Origin of the sequence: Pelotomaculum terephthalicicum JT (assembly GCF_022410535.1) — a bacterium.
In the GTDB taxonomy this organism is placed as follows: Bacteria; Bacillota; Desulfotomaculia; order Desulfotomaculales; family Pelotomaculaceae; genus Pelotomaculum_D; species Pelotomaculum_D terephthalicicum.
In genome coordinates this window covers 22,542-37,110 of record NZ_JAKNBL010000019.1, presented here as the reverse complement: position 1 = coordinate 37,110, position 14,569 = coordinate 22,542, and the positions used below count along the sequence as shown (strand labels likewise).

The window sequence follows — 14,569 nt, the reverse complement described above, 5'->3', positions numbered from 1 at the left end:
ATAACACTAAGCGGTGCGCCGGATAATTAATGACGGATAATTAATAAAGAAAGAGGGTGATATTTTGAAGCCAAAAAATTGGCGTGTCGGAGCTGTTCTTTTAGCCGTGGTGATCGTTACCGTGGCTGTCGCCGGTATGTCTTTTGCTAGTTCCGGCCAGTCAAGCGACACATCCGCCGGTGGCAACTTATGCCAGAGCTTTGTATCAAAACTGGCGGTAAATCTTGGCATGACTGAAGACCAGGTGACAACGGCCTTGGATACTACGAAGAAGCAAATGCTTGACGAGGCCGTGCAGCAAGGAAAAATCACTCAGGAACAAGCCGACAAGATATATGCCAATGCGAACAAAGGTTTTTGTCGCGGTTTTGGTTTCTTGAACGATAAATCAAGCAGGCAAGGTGACTCTGCGGGTAAGGGCTTAAAGGGACAGGGTTTTGGAAAACACCGTAACTTTGATGATATGGCCAGTGTGTTAGGTATGACTGCCGATGAAATAAAAACTGAGATGCAGTCCGGCAAAACAATTGAGCAGATTGTCACTGAGCATGATATGACAATGGAGCAATTCCGCGAAAAGATGCTTGAGTTAAAGAAAGACAGGATTTCCCAGTAAATAAATATACTTCTCAGCTACTCCTCTTTTTTTTGCATAACGCCCCGGGCGCAGTCTCGCGGCGTTTTTCTATTAGATATTAGATATTGCCTTTACGGTGCAGTTATTATTATTTCCTCAAAGGTGCCGTTCTGTATTCAGCCGTTAACACATTAATAGAGTCATGCATATTATACATAAAAATGAAAGGAGTGATATAAATGGCATTTGGTACTACCGGTGCGGCTGCTGAAGGCTGCGGCACGGGTTTTGGCAGCCCGGCGTTTATTATCTTTTTGATTCTGATCCTGCTCGTCTGTGGTTGCGGTTTCTTTATTTAAACTCTCTAAACCCAGGATGCGTTTTATAGCCATCGGAATTATTAGTTCCGGTGGTTATGATTTTATCACCACCCGATCCTTCTTAAATAGATTTCTGCAATAGTATAAACAAGAAATGTCCACAGCAACTGTCCAAGGATAAATTCGTAATCAGTAAGAAGTTTATGCAAGTACCGGGTCTTTTCTTGCATAGCTTTTTGCGAACGGTAATCATTAATGTCAATAACCTTTGCAGCATTTATCATTTGAACACTTCGCTTTGATGTTTTTATTTTTATTCTATTTTTTGCCATTCCTATCGTCAACAGGACAAAAGTCCTATTTATGAGTCCATTGACCTATTTATCAACAGAATTCTTATATTGTGTATATTTTTGTGGATAGAAATTTCTTTGTACCATGCGCGCCGACATTTGCACGTTGGCGTTTTTTAAATGCATAAGATATTAGGGCCAACACCTCTGGGAGGTATTATCAATTTTAAATCAAACGTAGTCTAACATGATAGCAAATTAGTATTTATTAGTTTACTATCATGTTTTCTATACCAATTTTGCGTCTTTTTAGTTTTAATGGTGTATTCTTTTTGACGCTTACGTGCGTTTTTATTATCATTACCGACCGGCTGGCCGCCGTCGAGGATTTATGCCGTCGTGCTCTTGAGGAAATCAAGTATTTGCGCTCCTTCCAGCCCCAAAGGGACACCGGGGAAAAACCGGAGCAGCAGATAAAAAAACGGTACGAGCCGGAACGATAAGCGAGATAAACTTTTGTAAAGTGAAAGGCAGGGAGATTCCGAGATTCGCCCTGCCTTTCATACTAGCCCGTACAGTTACTTTTTGATGGGAAAATAAATTTCGGTTACATATTCACTTGGCGGAATGTTATCATCGCAGCCTTTGATATACATGATTCTGATGCGTCTGTTTCGGCATGAGATGAAGGCCCTGCAGGGGGACATCATTGTATGGAGCCTTGTCCTTGCGCTGCTCAGTGTCCTGTTCCTGTCGCTATTCCCCATTTTCCAAAACCACCCCATGGACATAAGGGAGCTTTTTTCACGGTTTCCACAGACCGTCAGGGACCTGGTGGGGATCAGCAACTTCAATCTGCGCGACCTCACCGGCTACTATCCGTTTTTTCTGAAGATCTGCCTTGAGCTGGCTGTCATTGCGGCTTTGGTCATGGGGGCGGAAGCCGTCAACCGCGAGACACAGAAACAGACCAACGATTTTCTTTTTTCCAAACCCGTAAACCGCACTGCCGTACTGCGCACCAAGTGCCTTTCCGTGTTGACTGCGACCGCAATCATCGGACTGGTGTTTATTGTTGCCTCATGGGTATCGGCGCAAATTTTTGCGCCGGGGCGGATCGGATTTGCACCGTTTTTCGCGGTGTCGGCGGTGGTTATTTTTCTGATGCTGCTCTATAACACCTGGGGGATATTCATCGGCGTATTCTTTCCGAGATTCCGCGGAGTCATTGCCGTCGCCATTGGCAGCCTGTTTGCCTTCCACAGCCTTTACGAACTGCTGCAGGTGGCTTTTGGAACTGACAACCCATACCACCGCTGGCTTATTCCCGTGTCCTATTTCGACCGGGAAACCATCATCCTGACCAGCGGGTATGAGTGGCCTTACCTGCTGCTATGGACGGCGCAGATAGCATTGCTTTTGTATGTCAGCTTTCGTCGCTACAACAAATGCGACTTTCGGTGAAAGGGGAAAGCAGAATGAACATCTATCTGAAAGAACTCAAATCCAACCGCAAGGCTCTGATTGCGTGGGCGGTGTGCATTGTGGCGCTCATAGCCATGAGCGTCATGAAATACCGCAGCATGTACGAGGGCAACGCGGAGATCGGACAGATCATGAGTGAACTGCCCCGGATTTTCGCGGTGCTGGTTGGCATAAGCAACAACGTGGATTTCTCCACCGCCAAGGGGTTTATCAGCCTATTGTTTACCTATCCGGCCTATATCCTCATTTTCCACGCCGGTTTTCTGGGAGCCCATGTTCTCTCCCGCGAGGAGGAGGAAAAGACGGCCGAGTTTCTCTACGCCAAGCCGGTAAGCAGAAACCGCGTGCTCCTGTTAAAGCTCACCGCGGCGTTTACCATGTGTATCGTGCTGAATATGGTAACGGCAGGCACCTTCCTCCTGCTGCTTGGCGCCGACAACGGTGGTGAACTGGTACCGTTTATACTCGCCAACTCCGGGACAAATCTGCTATTGCAGCTAATCTATCTGAGTGTCGGAGCGCTGAGCGCGTCGCTCTGCAAGCAGCCTGCAAGAGCGGGTACCATAAGCGGGCTGGTTATGTTCGGTACGCTGCTGCTGGCCAAAGGGCTGGCCATGGCGGACAATTATAATGTGCTGTGGATGCTTGCCCCGCCTGCGTATTTCGAGCCGCGGTATTACATGTTTGAAAAGGGCATTCCGACGCTGGCGTTTGTGCTCTCAGTCGCTATCATTTTGGCTGCCGGAATCCTGGTTTTTACCTGCTACCGGAAAAGGGACCTGAAAACATGACTACAGTAAAAATCGATCACATTCTTGACAATGCCATACAGCTTTAATCCTGTTTCAGGGATTATAGCAGAGAAATGTTATACCACTCAAAAGACAAGCTCCGTAATTTTGACAATTTAATTTCTTTTTGCATATAATTTATAGAAGCTTTTCCCTGTTTCAAATATGACGGTACATATGGCATTACCTCATGTGATTCTGTTGTTTATATTATAATCACATAAAATCAAACGACTTTCAGAAGTTTAATAACAATTTATCAAACGATGCAGAGCTGCTTTTACTGTTTACACCAATCTGACAAACTCATACATTGTGAAAACATTAGCGGCGAGGCAGTATCCGATGTATTCGAGGAACAGACGGCTTTCTTTTTTGTTCATATGACAATGTTGTCATATGACACCCTTGTCATATACGAGATCTTATGTTATTTTAGTGTCAATGGGAGATGATAACATGCCAAAGGATACTTTTAATAATTTAAGCGACGACAAGAAACAAAAAATTTTTGATGCAGCCGTGAAAGAGTTTTCCGCCAAGCGTTTCAGCGAGGCGTCGATTAACCAGATTGTCAAGACGGCGGAGATACCGCGGGGAAGTTTCTATCAATATTTTGAAAATAAAGAGGATATCTATCGCTATATGTTTGAGCGGATTGGTAAGGAAAAAAGAGAGATCGCCCTGCATTCGGAAAACATCGATACGGATGCGGACTTTTTTGAAATTTGCCTTGAGTCGACAAAAGCTACATTTGAATGGGCGCAGCATCACCCTGAGTACCTGAGGATAAGCATGTATATGGAAATCGATGACAGTGAATTCGTTACCAAACTGCGGGCGTCTTTCGCTGAAAGATTTGTGAAATTTATCGAACGGGATAAGGAACGCGGTCTGATCAAGCGGGAAACAGATTCCTATCTGGTTGCGGAAATGGTTTACGCACTCATCTGGAAACAGGGTTGCCTGTTCATATCAGATAAAGAGAAATTTATTAAAAGGCTGAGCGATGGGATTAAGATAATCAGGCAAGGTATCGGAAAATAACGGGAGGAAAAGCAGATGAATGCAGAATACAACAAGTATATCATGGTCTGGTATCTTTGGACGATTAAAGAGGCCCTGATGAAGGAAGCCGACAGGCTGGCGCAAAAGGGAATAAAAAAGACAGGGAGGATATCTATTCCCTGACCTTTGATGAGCTCAGGGAAGCCGTTAAATCCAAGCAGGCGGATTACCAGATCATCATGAAGAGAAAAGAAGAATATGCGATTTTTGCCAAGCTGACGCCGCCGCGGGTGATAACCTCGGACGGTGAGGTGATATCCGGCGAATATGACACAGGAGGCATCCCCCGGGGGGCTTTGGCCGGGGTGGCTGTTTCTTCCGGCGTTGTAGAGGGCAGGGCCCGGGTTATCTTGAAAATGGAGGATGCCAATATAGAAGAAGGTGATATTTTGGTTACATCATTCACCGACCCAGGCTGGACACCGGTGTTTGTATCCATTAAGGGTCTGGTTACGGAGGTTGGCGGGATGATGACCCATGGCGCCGTTTTGGCAAGGGAATACGGTTTGCCCGCGGTAGTCAGCGTGGAAAATGCCACCAGGCTGATCAAGGACGGACAGAGAATAAGGACCAACGGAACAGAGGCTATGTAGAAATTCTGCAGGTGCGATGATGAAAAAAGACCAAAAAAGGTTCAATACAAATCTTCTTCTGCTGCTCGCTATGCAGGTCATTGTATCCCTCTTGTACGGTTTTTTTGATCCGGCGACGAAAGGGATGCTGCCGCAGCTGGTATCCGGGGAAGAGCTGACCCGGGCCAACGCCATCTTAGCTTCGCTGCGGACCTTGTCCGGCGTGCTGAGCCCTGTAATCGGCGCCGCGCTGTACACGGGCCTGGGGATTGCGGCAGTGTTCCTGATCAACGGTATTTCATTCCTGATCTCAGGAAGCAGCTCTGTACTGATTCGGTATCAGCATACCCGGCGGGAGTTCAAGCTGCAGGAAAAGGGGTTTTGGACCGATTTGGCGGCGGGCGCCGGGTTTATTCTGGGCAGCCGGGCGATCCGCAGGTTCTGTATCTTTTTCCTGGTCATCTATGCGTTGATCCAACCTGTGTTTGCCGTCGTACTGCCCTTGTTTTTCCGAAGCAGCCTGCATTACACCGACACTTGGTATGGTTATCTGCAAATGGCAATTTTATTGGGGGCGCTGCTCGGAAGTGTTTTGGTCGGCGTGGTGTTTGGCAAAGAAAAGGAGGCAACCCCCTCTCTTTTTATCGGCTGCTTCCTGCAAATAGTCACGACGACAGCATTTGCAATTTTACTGTTTCCCCGCAGCCTGTCGCTGCTCGGAAACGATACGGTTTTATACTTTATGCTGCTGGCGGCGGTGCTTAGCTTTTTAGGCGCCGCGCTCATGTTTGTCAATGTACCGGTACAGACCTTCATCCAAAAAGCAACGCCCAACGAATACATGTCCAGGGTTTTTTCCATTGTCGGGATGATTTCCAAAGGCGGTATGCCCTTCGGCGCCTTAATTTATGGGTTTGCTCTTAATTCAGGAATCAGCGCTGATTTCTTTTTATGCCTCTTCTGACTCCAATCATCCAAAATGCTGTAAACAACCGGGACCAGGAACAGAGTAACAAAGGTTGCCGCCAGTAAGCCTCCGATAACTACGATAGCCAGCGGAGCGTTGGTCTCGCTGCCTTCTCCCAATCCTATGGCCAGGGGCGTCATGGCCAAAATGGTAGCCAATGCGGTCATTAATATCGGTCTGAGTCTGACCCGTCCGGTCTCCAGCAGGGCGGCAGTCCGCTCCATTCCCGAAGCAAGCAGTTGCTTCAAATAATCAACATAGACGATCGCGTTGGCTACGGCGATTCCTACCAGCATAATGAGCCCGATAAATGCGCTGACGCTAAAGCTTTTCCCCGTCACCAGCAGCGCCAAAACGACCCCGATGATCGCGCCGGGAAGAGAAAACAGGATGACGAATGGGTCCCGGAAGGATTCGTACTGCACCACCATGACCACATAGACGAGCATGATCGCCATTAGAAGCGCCAGAATCAAACTGGAAAAAGACTCGGTCATCTGTTCATTCTCTCCGCCATAGTCTATGGTGTATCCTGCCGGCAGCTTAATTGCACTTACTCCTGTCTGAATATCTTGCGTTACACTGCTCAAATCTCTATTTGACAGATCGCAGGAAATCGTCCCTTGGCGGGTCTGATTTTCCCGGTCTATTTGCACCGGTCCGGTTGACAGCTCAAAACTGGCAACTTCAGATAACGGAATGCTGTTCCCCTGGGCGGTGAGGATCGGCAGATATTTCAGGGTATCCATATCGCTGGTTTCTTTGTTGGTACTGGTAACTGTGATATCGATTTCGTCTCCCTCGAGACGATATCTGGATACAACCGTCCCGTCAATGGCAGTTTTGATTTCGCTGGAAACCTGCGCCGGCGTCAACCCGAAATCCATAGCCCGCTGCCGGTTGAGCCGAAGCTGTACTTCCGGATTTCCATCCCCCAGCGAGGAAGTCACGTTGCGCGTTCCCGGCACCTTTTCCACAATGCCTGCAATCTGTTTGGAAAGGCTGCGCAGCGTATCCAGATCATCACCCTGGATGTTGATTTGGACGACGCCTCCCGAGCTCGCTGATAATAACCCGCTGCTTACGCTTACTGTACTTTTGGCGCCGAAGATGTCCTTAAGTGATTGCCTGATTTCTTCGGCGACCTGTTCCACGCCTTGCCGTTCGCTTTTGGGGATGAGCTGCACCCTAAATGAGGCTTTATTGGACGCGGCGCCCATCATGGCCATTTCTCCTGAACTGCCGACGGTGGTATAGACAATGTCAACGGCCGGGTTTTGCAATAGTTTCGCCTCCACCGCCGCGGCCAGCTTATCCACATCCTCGAGTTTCGCTCCCTTATCCGCTTCAAGCGTTACCTCAATCTCACCCGAATCAGATTGGGGCATAAACTCAGCGCCAATCTGGGGGACCATACCCAGGGATAAAGCGATTAATACCACCACACTGAGTATAACCCTGCGTCTATGACCCAATGCCCAGTGCAGCCATATTTTATATTTTTCGCCCAGATTGTCCAGCCATTTTCCCAGGCGATGGAACAGGCTGCTTAGGAAAAACTTGCCGGCGCCTTTCTTTACCATGGCCTTGTCCGTCAGCATGCGGGAAGACATAAACGGAACCACCGCTAAGGATACCATCAAGGAACAACCGATAGCTACACAGATCGTAAGAGCCAGGGGCTTGAACAAGACCCCGGTTATCCCTCCAGCCAGACCAATCGGCAGGAATACCGCGATCAGGGTTAAGGTGCTTGCCAAAACGGCTCCGCCTACTTCAGCGGTTCCCTTTAAGGCAGCTTCCCGGGCGGACAACCCCTGGTCCCGGTGACGATAGATGTTTTCAAAAACCACAATGGAGTCATCGATCATGCGCCCCACCCCCAGGGCCAGACCTCCGAGCGTAAGGGTATTCAGGGTGCTGCCGTTGTAGAACAACACGATAAATGTGGCCAGCAGAGACAGGGGTATCGCTATCCCGACAATGGCCGTACTCCGCAAGTTGCGCATGAACAGGAATATAATCAGGACCGCTAAAACCGCGCCTTCCGCCAACGTTCTGGTGGTACTGTTAAGCGATTTATTGATAAAATCCGACTGATCCATAACAGTCTCTACATTAATTTTGCCACCAATTTCGCTCTGGATTTTTTCCATCTCTTCTTTAACCTTGGTGCAGGCTTCCACCGTATTGCCGTCGGTCGCCTTCTGGACCAGCAGACTTACCGCCGCTTTTTGGTTTACCCGGGTAAGCTGCTCCACTTCTTTATAGTCTTCACTGATTTCGGCAATCTCTTTAAGCTGAATTTTACTGCCGTTGACAGTTGTGAGCGCCACCTCGCCGACAGCGTCCACATTCTCAAATTCCTGCAGGCTGCGGACAAAATACTCTCGTTCTCCAAAAGAGATGTCACCGCTGGATATGTTGTAATTCTCTGCCGCCAGAAAACTGCCTATCTGGTTCAGGCTTAAACCATAATTTTGAGCCTTTACCGGATCAACCGCCACTTTCACTTCCCGTTCAAGTCCGCCAAGAACAGTCACCGAAGCTACCCCTGAAATACGCGATAACCGGGGTTCAATGTCATCTTCCGCAATGCTTTGCAATTGAGCCAGAGACAACTGGTCGGAACCAATCGCAATCGCGATGACCGGCATGATATTGGGGTTGATTTTCATCACCATAGGTTTATCCGCATCGCTTGGAAGATAACTTTCAGCCAGTGAGATCTTGTCTCTAATATCTGCCATAGCGCTGTCCATATTGGTTCCATAGTTGAATCCGATAATTACTATAGAGGAATCGGCGCTGGACTGAGACATTAAGGTATCGATATCACTGACGGTGGCAACCACATTCTCAATCGGTTTGCTAACCTGCTCTTCAATTTCTTCAGGGCCGGCTCCTGAATAGGTGGTCATAACAATTGCGTAAGGCAAATCCATTTCAGGCAGCAGATCAGTACGCATCTGGACTACGCTCATCACGCCGATAATGGAAAGCACTGCAATCAGGATGATCACCGTTGCCGGCCGGTTTATTGAAAATTGGGCAATTTTCCTAATCATTCCGCAGTTCCCCCATCAGTAAAATTTAGCACACTGGTTTCATCAATGAGGGTGTTGCCTTTGGTAACAACCTTTTGTCCCACCTGAAGACCTCCGGTTATCTCGATATAGGTTCCATCATTAAGCCCGGTTTGCACGACTACCGCTTGAGCGCGGTTTTCCTCGTTCACCACATACACGACACTTTCCCCGCTTTTAGGCAGGACTGCGTCCATAGGAACAGCAATAACACCTGCCCGGTGCTCTGTCCCCAGCATCACCTCGGCGAACATGCCGGATTTTACCTGGGCGGCTTGATTATTGGGCAGGGCAACCTTTACCGGATAAGTACGCGTAACCGGATCAGCGACGGATGCAACGCTCTTGACAGTACCGGTAAACGGTTCTTCGCCAATGGCTTTGATCCGCACTTTGACGGCTGTCCCGGCTTGAACCGACGATACGTCGGATTCACTCACCTTAACCTCTACTTCCAAATCCGCGGTTTTATTTATTACCGCAACGGGACTCTGCAGACTGGTCATATCTCCAACCGAAACATCGACACGTCCAACGATCCCATCCATTGGACTGGTAATCTCACAATCGGCCAAATTCTGCCGGGCCAGGTTAAGTGCGGCCTGCGCCTGCGCTACGCCTGCCTCTGCGGCACCGGTGTTCAGGGCGTCATACTGGGCCTTGGCTGTTTCCAGTGCCTGTTTGGAAACAGCCCCTGCGCTGTAAAGTTCTTGCGTCCGTTCATAATTGCTCAGAGCTGTCTGCCGCTGGACCTCATTTGCTGCCTGCGCTGCCAGGGCGGAAGCTAACGCCGCCTCGGCCTGTTGGACGGCTATATCCAGCTTACTCGGGTCTAAACGAACAATAACCTGCCCCTGCCGGACCGCCTGGCCTTCGGTCACATAAACCGCTGTAACCCGGCGTGATAGCGTGGGTATAACTTCTTCTTCAAGATTTCCTTTCACCTTGCTGGAATAGCTTGAATATCTGGTGATATCCATTGTTTTTACGACTGCTGTTTCAACGTTTATTACGTTTGGTGCCTCTTCCTGGGTTTCTTTACCGCAACCGCTTATACCCATGAGTAACGATATGATTGCCAGCACGACCATGACATTACGATACCTTTTTTTCAACCCCAGTCCTCCCCTTTAATCATTAATCATTTAATTACTAATTAGTAACTCTCACAACTTTCTCATCGCTGCAAGGGATTGCACATTCCGTCAGAAGCTTTTTCCCTTTTTCAGGACATCGTGGAGAACGGTCAGTCCCGCCAGCATAGACTCTATCTGGGCATCGGGAATTTCGTCCAACAGGTTGGTAAACTGCTCCTCCATGTAGCCTCTGATGTCCTTCAAAAGATCGAGCGCGGGGTCGGTAAGAAAAATTCGGGTCAGCCGCTGGTCGTTTTTATCCGGCCGTTTATCCACCATCCCCCTGAGACTCAGTTCTTCAATCGTGGTAGAAATATACGACTTGACAAGCCCGCTCTGCCTTGCCAGCCCGCTCACCGTTATTCCCGGCTCTTTCTCGATTTGAGCCAGGATAAACAGGTGCGTGAAGGGCAGGTTGTACCGCTTGAGCATCTCCTTGTTGTGCTCCATCAGCCGGATATGCACCACCTGAAACAGATCCATCAGCTGCAAACGTAACCGTTGGTCCATTGAATTTTTACCTCTGGTTTATTGAAATTTATATAAATGAGCCGCCCTATTTAGTTCGTTTGTGAACGTTCTGTTCAGAACCATATTAACCAAGATCTACATATTCGTCAATCCCTTTTGGAGTTAGATAAAGCTTTTTTCTGTATCCGGTTTTGACGGGCTTTGCTGCTGCTGTAATTCGTTGATTCGAGTAAAGAAGTATAATATGATTATGGGTGACTGGTGAGATAGAGATCGTTCCGGTATTTATATACCATGCAGTTAAACAGAATCTGTCGGCCTTATAGTGATAGAAACCCGATGTCTGAAGGAGGGATTGAGATGAAAGATATATATGAAAAATTTGCTTATGACTATGATGAGTTTGGCCCAATAGAAGAGTATTTAGGTGATGAAAAAACTTTCCTAAATAAAATCTTTTCTGAACATGGAGTCAAAACCGTTTTGGATTGTGCTTGTGGGACAGGGCAGCACCTTTATATGTTAGCACAGTTAGGTTACGATGTTTGGGGATCAGATTTTTCGGAATCTATGCTTGAGGTAGCCAACAGAAATCTGCAAGAGAGAAACCATAATATTCCATTGCGTCAGTGCGATTTTCGATTCCTGGAGCAAAAATTTGATATATCCTTTGACGCAATTGTATGTCTCACAACAGCATTACCCCATTTGCATACAGATGAAGATTTATTGCTGGCTCTACGTTCTATGAAGAACAGATTAAATAAACATGGTTTGCTGGTTTTGACGCAGGGCACAACACATTTCACACTATCTTTGCCATCAATAGAGGTGGTCGTAAACCGGGAAGACTTTTCACGGATTTTTATTAAAGAACATGATAATCAATTTCAAACGATTCATGTATTGGACCTGTTTCACAGTGTACATCGGTTGGAAACCAATCAATATGATATTGTTTATCGAATACTGCTTGATGAAGATTATAGGAGATTGCTTTCACAAGCGGGTTTTATCAACATTCAGGTTTATGGCGATTATGATATGAGTACATATAGCAAAAACAGTTGGCGTCTAATTGTTGTTGCTGAAACTGCTACATAGTTAATCAGTCTGCATCACGGAAACCCAAATCATAGAGTTTCCGGTTATGAGCATAATGAGAAGCGTACAAATTGCAGTTTGACAGCGGGATTATGAAACCAACCCAAAGGAGCAAAGAATGGATTTTAACATAAACACTTGGATGAAAGGATACTTGGACGAGTTGAAAGCTCTGTTCGGTTCTAGCCTGCTGTTTGTCGGGCTCCAGGGAAGTTATGGCCGGGGCGAGGCAACCGAAGGCAGCGACATTGATGCGGTTGTCATACTGGATCAGGTGACGCCGGAAGATCTAAAAGCATACGGCGCTATGCTGGACATGCTTCCAAACCGGGAGAAAGTCTGCGGGTTTATCTCCGGCCGGCAGGAGTTGCTAAATTGGGAACGCTCCGATCAAAAAATGCTGGGCATCTCTCTGGACAGCACGGGCAATTGCTTATCGGATCAAAAATAATATCGACCAAAACACCGTAGCCTTGGCGGTAGTCGTGCAAAAACTGGTCTTTGCCGATGCGGCCGGCATCATGTTTACGGCAAACCCCATCAATGGAAAACGCGGCGAGTTGCTTATCAATGCCGCCTGGGGCCTGGGGGAAGCTGTGGTTTCCAACATAGTGACTCCGGATACCATAACGGTAATGAAAGCTACAGGACGGATACTACATCGGGATATTGCGGAAAAAAACCTGATGACCGTTCGAACCGATGAAGGAACCAGTGAAGTTCCCGTGCCCGGCTCCCTAAAAAGGAAAGCTGTCCTGTCCAAAGCGCAGACGGAGGAATTAACCCGGCTGGGAGTGAAAATAGAGCAATTCTACCGGATGCCTATGGATGTTGAATGGGCATTGGAGAAGGGCAGATTTTTCATCGTGCAGGCTCGTCCGATCACCGTTCTGCCGCTGGAATGGTCAGTTCCTGAACAAAAGGCGCTTTATACCCGCGGCAGTCTGGCGGAACATCTTCCAGCCCCCGTTACGCCCTTATTTGCCACCTTGGGGCTTGAAATTGCTAATGCTGTAAGCTTCCGGATGTGGGAACAATTCATGGGAGTCAAGGGCGCTCGGAGAGTTGTACTTCCCGGAGGAGTATACCAGACCATTAACGGTTATGTTTATCTTGGCAATCGCATGGATCTCAAAAACGTATTAAGCTTCATCATACTATCTGCCACTCAACTGGGATATGTGCTGCGAGGCAGCGTTGAACGCTGGCAATCAGCCCGCAGGGAATTTGCCGCCGCCGTGGCGGAATGGGAAAATAAAACAGTGGAAAATCTCACTCCTTTCCAGCTGTTGGAAGGAACACGCACCGTTTTCGCCGCCGCCTGCAGATATTATACCGTAATTCAGACCACCCTGCCTGCTGCTGCAATGAGCGAATTGTTTTTTACTAAATTATACAACAGCTTGATTCGCCGCAAACAAGAACTCGAAGCGGCAAGATTTCTGCTTGGGTTTGATACGGCTGCGCTGCAAGCTGAGAAATCTTTATTCGACATCAGTGATTGGGTAGGAGGTAACCCATCTTTGGCAAATTATTTTTGGAAACGCCAACCGGGGAAATGGAGCATGATTTTGCAGGTGCAGTACCTCCCAAGATGCTCCATAAAGACTTATGGGACGAATGGCGCCTGCGTTTGCAGCGGCATCTAAACAAATTTGGCCGTACCACCTACGAATTTGACTTTGCGAACCCCACTCCACAAGAAACTCCCGGTCTGATGTTTGATGCGATCAAGGCTTTCCTCTCAGGAAAAATCGATAGTCCTTACCAGCGTCAGCAACAAGCCAGCCAAAAGCGGGAACAGGCTGTGCAAGCAGTGCTTAAACGGGTTGGTTGGCCGCGCCGGGGCTGGTTTTTAAAGCTATTGCGCTGGGCGCAAAATACCGGACAGATGCGTGAGGACAGTATTTTCGACATGGGCATGGGACATCCGCTGATGCGCCGTATGTTTGCCGAGCTCGGCCGTCGTTTTGTTGCCGGGAGAGCGATTGGAGACATAGAAGATATATATTGGCTCGAAAAGTCTGAAGTGGAAGAATTGGTCGATGCCCTCACATGCGATGTGCCGCTTCCTTATATGGCTGATCGTATCCCTGAGCGAAAAAAGCAATGGCAGGATTTTCTTAAAGCTGTTCCCCCGGTCATGCTACCTGAAAAAACCCGCTGGGCAAAACTGCTGCTTCATGGAGAGGAAGGCGAGAAAAAAGGCGGCACAATGGTTCTCAAAGGTGTTGGCACCAGCGGCGGTGTCGTAACTGCGCCGGCCTGTGTTTTATTTGGACCGGGAGATTTCGGCAAACTCAAACCTGGCGATGTACTGGTGTCCGTAACAACGACCCCGGCCTGGACTCCGTTGTTTGCGTCGGCTGCCGCAGTTGTTACCGATATCGGAGGACCTTTGAGCCACAGCAGCATTGTAGCTCGCGAGTACAATATCCCGGCAGTTATGGCCACCCGCTCAGCCACCCGCTCCGTCAAAACCGGACAAATGGTTACTGTAGACGGCAATAAAGGAACGGTAACAATAAATGAACACCCGTAACCCGATCCGGATTTTAAGCTTTAAGGTATTAGGTCCACTCAGTGCCGGATACCTCTATGAAATGAATATTGAATACCCTTATATCAGCGGAACAGGATTCTCAATTTTAGGTTTATTGGTTTGTATAACCACCCTTTTAAGATGAAAGCGGCCCTCA

General features: G+C 48.0%; 13 protein-coding genes and 1 pseudogene. 11 read left to right on the top strand and 3 right to left on the bottom strand.

Going from position 1 to position 14,569, the window contains the following annotated elements; all coding sequences use genetic code 11:
- The first annotated feature begins 64 nt into the window (after nucleotides 1–64).
- The 7 genes and pseudogenes from L9W92_RS11660 (at nucleotide 65) to L9W92_RS11630 (ending at nucleotide 6,070) form a co-directional block, all read left to right on the top strand.
- Entirely contained in the window at nucleotides 65–616 is a 552-nt protein-coding gene (locus L9W92_RS11660) for a Fis family transcriptional regulator (protein WP_240083929.1), read from the top strand.
- 906 nt (nucleotides 617–1,522) lie between these two features.
- Nucleotides 1,523–1,693 carry a hypothetical protein gene (locus L9W92_RS11655; RefSeq protein WP_240083928.1) on the top strand — a complete coding sequence of 57 codons (171 nt, stop codon included), beginning with the start codon at nucleotides 1,523–1,525 and terminating at the stop codon, nucleotides 1,691–1,693.
- Between the two features lie 160 nt (nucleotides 1,694–1,853).
- Entirely contained in the window at nucleotides 1,854–2,654 is an 801-nt protein-coding gene (locus L9W92_RS11650; RefSeq protein WP_240083927.1) for an ABC transporter permease subunit, read from the top strand.
- A gap of 14 nt (nucleotides 2,655–2,668) precedes the next feature.
- Nucleotides 2,669–3,466, top strand: coding sequence for an ABC transporter permease subunit (locus tag L9W92_RS11645; protein ID WP_240083926.1), 798 nt, complete (start codon nucleotides 2,669–2,671; stop codon nucleotides 3,464–3,466).
- Nucleotides 3,467–3,925: 459 nt separating this feature from the next.
- Complete coding sequence (locus L9W92_RS11640; protein ID WP_240083925.1) at nucleotides 3,926–4,513, top strand: TetR/AcrR family transcriptional regulator; 588 nt, start codon at nucleotides 3,926–3,928, stop codon at nucleotides 4,511–4,513.
- A 24-nt stretch (nucleotides 4,514–4,537) separates the two neighbouring features.
- Nucleotides 4,538–5,147 (top strand): annotated as a pseudogene (locus L9W92_RS11635) (PEP-utilizing enzyme); the annotation flags it as partial.
- A complete protein-coding gene (locus L9W92_RS11630) occupies nucleotides 5,144–6,070 on the top strand; it encodes an MFS transporter (protein ID WP_240083924.1) in 927 nt (308 codons plus the stop codon). The pseudogene L9W92_RS11635 and the gene L9W92_RS11630, both read left to right, overlap by 4 nt.
- Here the strand turns inward: L9W92_RS11630 and L9W92_RS11625 are convergent.
- The 3 genes from L9W92_RS11625 to L9W92_RS11615 all read right to left on the bottom strand — a co-directional run bounded on the left by L9W92_RS11625 (nucleotide 6,013) and on the right by L9W92_RS11615 (nucleotide 10,805).
- Nucleotides 6,013–9,141: an efflux RND transporter permease subunit gene (locus L9W92_RS11625; protein ID WP_240083923.1), complete on the bottom strand. Its 3,129-nt coding sequence runs from the start codon at nucleotides 9,139–9,141 to the stop codon at nucleotides 6,013–6,015. The genes L9W92_RS11630 and L9W92_RS11625 overlap by 58 nt on opposite strands.
- Nucleotides 9,138–10,274 carry an efflux RND transporter periplasmic adaptor subunit gene (locus tag L9W92_RS11620; protein WP_240083922.1) on the bottom strand — a complete coding sequence of 379 codons (1,137 nt, stop codon included), beginning with the start codon at nucleotides 10,272–10,274 and terminating at the stop codon, nucleotides 9,138–9,140. The genes L9W92_RS11625 and L9W92_RS11620 overlap by 4 nt, the downstream gene beginning before the upstream one ends.
- Before the next feature lie 90 nt (nucleotides 10,275–10,364).
- Complete coding sequence (locus tag L9W92_RS11615; protein ID WP_240083921.1) at nucleotides 10,365–10,805, bottom strand: MarR family winged helix-turn-helix transcriptional regulator; 441 nt, start codon at nucleotides 10,803–10,805, stop codon at nucleotides 10,365–10,367.
- Nucleotides 10,806–11,126: 321 nt separating this feature from the next.
- Here L9W92_RS11615 and L9W92_RS11610 point away from each other — a divergent pair, with 321 nt between their 5' ends.
- From L9W92_RS11610 to L9W92_RS11595, 4 genes are all read left to right on the top strand, one after another.
- Nucleotides 11,127–11,870 (top strand): class I SAM-dependent methyltransferase, encoded by a 744-nt coding sequence (locus L9W92_RS11610; RefSeq protein WP_240083920.1) that lies wholly within the window; start codon nucleotides 11,127–11,129, stop codon nucleotides 11,868–11,870.
- A 118-nt stretch (nucleotides 11,871–11,988) separates the two neighbouring features.
- Nucleotides 11,989–12,321 (top strand): nucleotidyltransferase domain-containing protein, encoded by a 333-nt coding sequence (locus tag L9W92_RS11605; RefSeq protein WP_240083919.1) that lies wholly within the window; start codon nucleotides 11,989–11,991, stop codon nucleotides 12,319–12,321.
- On the top strand, nucleotides 12,245–13,519 hold the full coding sequence (locus L9W92_RS11600) for a PEP/pyruvate-binding domain-containing protein (protein ID WP_312038095.1): 1,275 nt from the start codon (nucleotides 12,245–12,247) through the stop codon (nucleotides 13,517–13,519). The genes L9W92_RS11605 and L9W92_RS11600 overlap by 77 nt, the downstream gene beginning before the upstream one ends.
- The gene (locus L9W92_RS11595) at nucleotides 13,465–14,412 is read left to right on the top strand and encodes a PEP-utilizing enzyme (protein ID WP_240083918.1); all 948 of its coding nucleotides are present in this window, start codon (nucleotides 13,465–13,467) and stop codon (nucleotides 14,410–14,412) included. Before L9W92_RS11600 ends, L9W92_RS11595 begins: the two co-directional genes overlap by 55 nt.
- Nucleotides 14,413–14,569 lie beyond the last annotated feature (157 nt).

Excerpts from the sequence above, each read along its gene's own strand:
- L9W92_RS11650 (WP_240083927.1), top strand. The coding sequence starts at position 1,854 with ATGCGTCTGTTTCGGCATGAGATGAAGGCCCTGCAGGGGGACATCATT.
- L9W92_RS11645 (WP_240083926.1), top strand. The coding sequence starts at position 2,669 with ATGAACATCTATCTGAAAGAACTCAAATCCAACCGCAAGGCTCTGATT.
- L9W92_RS11640 (WP_240083925.1), top strand. The coding sequence starts at position 3,926 with ATGCCAAAGGATACTTTTAATAATTTAAGCGACGACAAGAAACAAAAA.
- L9W92_RS11630 (WP_240083924.1), top strand. The coding sequence starts at position 5,144 with ATGATGAAAAAAGACCAAAAAAGGTTCAATACAAATCTTCTTCTGCTG.
- L9W92_RS11625 (WP_240083923.1), bottom strand. The coding sequence starts at position 9,141 with ATGATTAGGAAAATTGCCCAATTTTCAATAAACCGGCCGGCAACGGTG.
- L9W92_RS11615 (WP_240083921.1), bottom strand. The coding sequence starts at position 10,805 with ATGGACCAACGGTTACGTTTGCAGCTGATGGATCTGTTTCAGGTGGTG.
- L9W92_RS11610 (WP_240083920.1), top strand. The coding sequence starts at position 11,127 with ATGAAAGATATATATGAAAAATTTGCTTATGACTATGATGAGTTTGGC.
- L9W92_RS11605 (WP_240083919.1), top strand. The coding sequence starts at position 11,989 with ATGGATTTTAACATAAACACTTGGATGAAAGGATACTTGGACGAGTTG.
- L9W92_RS11595 (WP_240083918.1), top strand. The coding sequence starts at position 13,465 with ATGCTCCATAAAGACTTATGGGACGAATGGCGCCTGCGTTTGCAGCGG.